At 69.3% G+C, this 2,772-nt stretch carries 2 protein-coding genes; both read right to left on the bottom strand.

Annotated elements, in window-relative coordinates:
* Window positions 1-55: 55 nt before the first annotated feature.
* A complete protein-coding gene (gene ilvD, locus ACFWPJ_RS29755) occupies window positions 56-1,897 on the bottom strand; it encodes a dihydroxy-acid dehydratase (RefSeq protein ID WP_378856374.1) in 1,842 nt (613 codons plus the stop codon).
* 296 nt (window positions 1,898-2,193) lie between these two features.
* On the bottom strand, window positions 2,194-2,772 hold a 579-nt coding region (locus tag ACFWPJ_RS29750), incomplete at its 5' end, for a PH domain-containing protein (protein ID WP_378856372.1).

Genomic DNA, 2,772 nt, shown 5'->3' with positions numbered 1-2,772 from the left:
TCAACGACCGGCGGCGCGCTCGAGTCTGGCCAAGAGTCCCGGAGAGGCGGAACAGCTACGGCACCTGGCGAACGGCGCCCTTGTCGGCCGAGGTTGCCAGTGCGGCGTACGCGCGCAGGGCCGTTGTCACCGGGCGGTCGCGGTTCACCGGCTGCCACGGGCGCTCGGAGGCTTCCATCTTCGAGCGGCGCTCGGCGAGGACGTCGTCGGAGACGAGCACTTCCAGCGCACGGGTGTGCACGTCGATGCGGATGCGGTCACCGTTCTCGATCAGGCCGATGACACCACCGGACGCGGCCTCGGGGGAGACGTGCCCGATCGACAGACCCGAGGTGCCACCGGAGAAGCGGCCGTCGGTGATCAGCGCGCACACCTTGCCCAGGCCGAGGCCTTTGAGGAACGAGGTCGGGTGCAGCATCTCCTGCATACCCGGACCACCCGCGGGGCCTTCGTAGCGCACGACGACCACGTCACCGGGCTGGATCTTCTTGCCCAGGATCATCGACACCGCCTCCTCCTGCGACTCGACCACCACGGCCGGGCCCTCGAAGGTGAACAGTTCTTCGTCGATGCCCGCGGTCTTGAGGATCGCGCCATCGGGGGCGATATTGCCGCGCAGCACGCACAGCCCGCCTTCGACGGTGTAGGCGTGCTCGATGTCACGGATGCAGCCACCGGTGGCGTCGGTGTCGAGCGAGGACCAGCGGTTGCTGGTGGAGAACGGTTCGACGGTGCGCACGCCACCGGGCGCGGCGTGGAACAGCTCCAGCGCCTCCTCGGATGCCTTGCCGGAGCGGATGTCCCAGGTGTCGAGGAATTCCTCGTAGCTCGCGGTGTGCACGGTGGTCACGTCGGTCTCGAGCAGGCCGCCGCGACGCAGCTCACCGAGGATGGCGGGGATGCCACCGGCGCGGTGCACGTCTTCCATGTGGTAGTCGGAGTTGGGCGAGACCTTCGACAGGCACGGCACCCGGCGGCTGATCTCGTCGATGGTCTGCAGATCGAAGTCGATCTCGCCTTCCTGCGCGGCGGCGAGGGTGTGCAGCACCGTGTTGGTGGAACCGCCCATGGCGACGTCGAGGGCCATCGCATTGCGGAAGGCCTTGGCATCGGCCACGTTTCGCGGCAGGACCGACGCGTCGTCGTCCTGGTACCAGCGCTTGGCGATATCGACGATCACCGTGCCGGCCCGCTCGAACAGCGCGCGCCGCGCCGAGTGCGTGGCCAGCGTGGAACCGTTGCCGGGCAGCGCGAGTCCGAGCGCCTCGGTCAGGCAGTTCATCGAGTTCGCGGTGAACATGCCCGAACATGAACCACAGGTCGGGCACGCCGACCGCTCGACCTCGTCGAGGCCCTCGTCGGACACGGCCTGGCTCGCGCTCGCGGAGATCGCGCTGACCAGGTCGAGCGGCGCGTGCGCGACACCGTCGACGACCACGGCCTTACCGGCCTCCATCGGACCGCCGGAGACGAACACGGCGGGGATGTTGAGGCGCATCGCGGCATTGAGCATGCCGGGAGTGATCTTGTCGCAGTTGGAGATACACACCAGCGCGTCGGCGGTGTGCGCGTTGGCCATGTATTCGACCGAGTCGGCGATGATCTCGCGCGAGGGCAGCGAGTAGAGCATGCCGCCGTGCCCCATGGCGATGCCGTCGTCGACGGCGATGGTGTGGAACTCACGCGGCACGCCACCGGCGGCGCGCACGGCTTCGGCGACGATGTCGCCCATGTTCTTGAGGTGCACGTGACCGGGAACGAACTGCGTGTAGGAGTTCGCGATCGCGATGATCGGCTTGCCGAAATCGGAGTCGGTCATGCCGGTCGCGCGCCAGAGCGAGCGGGCGCCCGCGGCATTGCGGCCGATGGTGGTGGTGCGTGAACGAAGCGGTGGCATGGGTGTCCTCGTAAATGTCGCTGGGTGCGTCCAAGCATGCGCGCAGGGGGCTGACCTGCGGGGCGCGGTGCGAGTGCGCGGTGCGTCCGGCAACCGTGCACGTTACTCCCGCGGGCGGTGGTCGCGTCGCGCCGGGAGTCCGTGCAGGGGTGATGGAACCGGGCTCGAGGCGGGAGTGTCGCTCCGGAGGGTGTCGCCGCGGTGGTGCCGTCGGCGCGGGGTGCCCGGTCGCCGTCAGCTTACCGGTGCAACCGCGCGTGACGCCGTGCCGATTCCCGCGGTGACCGAGTCGGCGGTCACTCCTCGGTGTCGGGCTCCTCGGTCTTCGCCTTCTCGGCCTCGGCGGCCTTCTCGGCCTCGGCGGCTCGCTCGGCGGCAACGCGCTCGGCCTCGGCCTGCTCGGCGGCGGCGAACACATCGGGCAGTCGCCCACCGGAGGCGTCGATCAGTTCCCGCAGCCGGTCGTAGCCCACCGCGGGCAGCTTGACCTCGGAGTCGTCGGCGAGGCGGGCCTTGACGGAGCCACGCTTGGGGATGCTGATGCCCTTGACCTGTGCCCAGTCGAGGTGCTTCTTGCCGAACATCGAGCTCAGCTCGAGCCCGGCATCCGACACGGTCGTGTGCGTCCGGACGACCCAGAACACCGCGATGACCGGGAGCAGCAGCAGCCACCACAGGACGGCGGGCCAGCCGACGAACGGGAAGAACACGCAGAACGCGAGCACCAGCACACCGATGTAGGCCAGGCGCGGCACCCCGATCACGTGCACACCCGGCGTCGGGGTATTCGCCTTGCGCGGCACCAGCAGCCAGACCACGACCGCGGTCGGCACGAGCAGGCCGATCCGCACGCCCAGCGACCAGTCCTGCACCTG

This window comes from Nocardia sp. NPDC058497 (assembly GCF_042720195.1).
In the GTDB taxonomy this organism is placed as follows: Bacteria; Actinomycetota; Actinomycetes; order Mycobacteriales; family Mycobacteriaceae; genus Nocardia.
Note: the sequence above shows the minus strand (reverse complement) of the source record. Positions and strands in the feature narration are given on the sequence as shown.

Bases quoted from the DNA above. Each gene is read 5' to 3' on its own strand.
- ilvD (WP_378856374.1), bottom strand. From the start codon at position 1,897: ATGCCACCGCTTCGTTCACGCACCACCACCATCGGCCGCAATGCCGCG.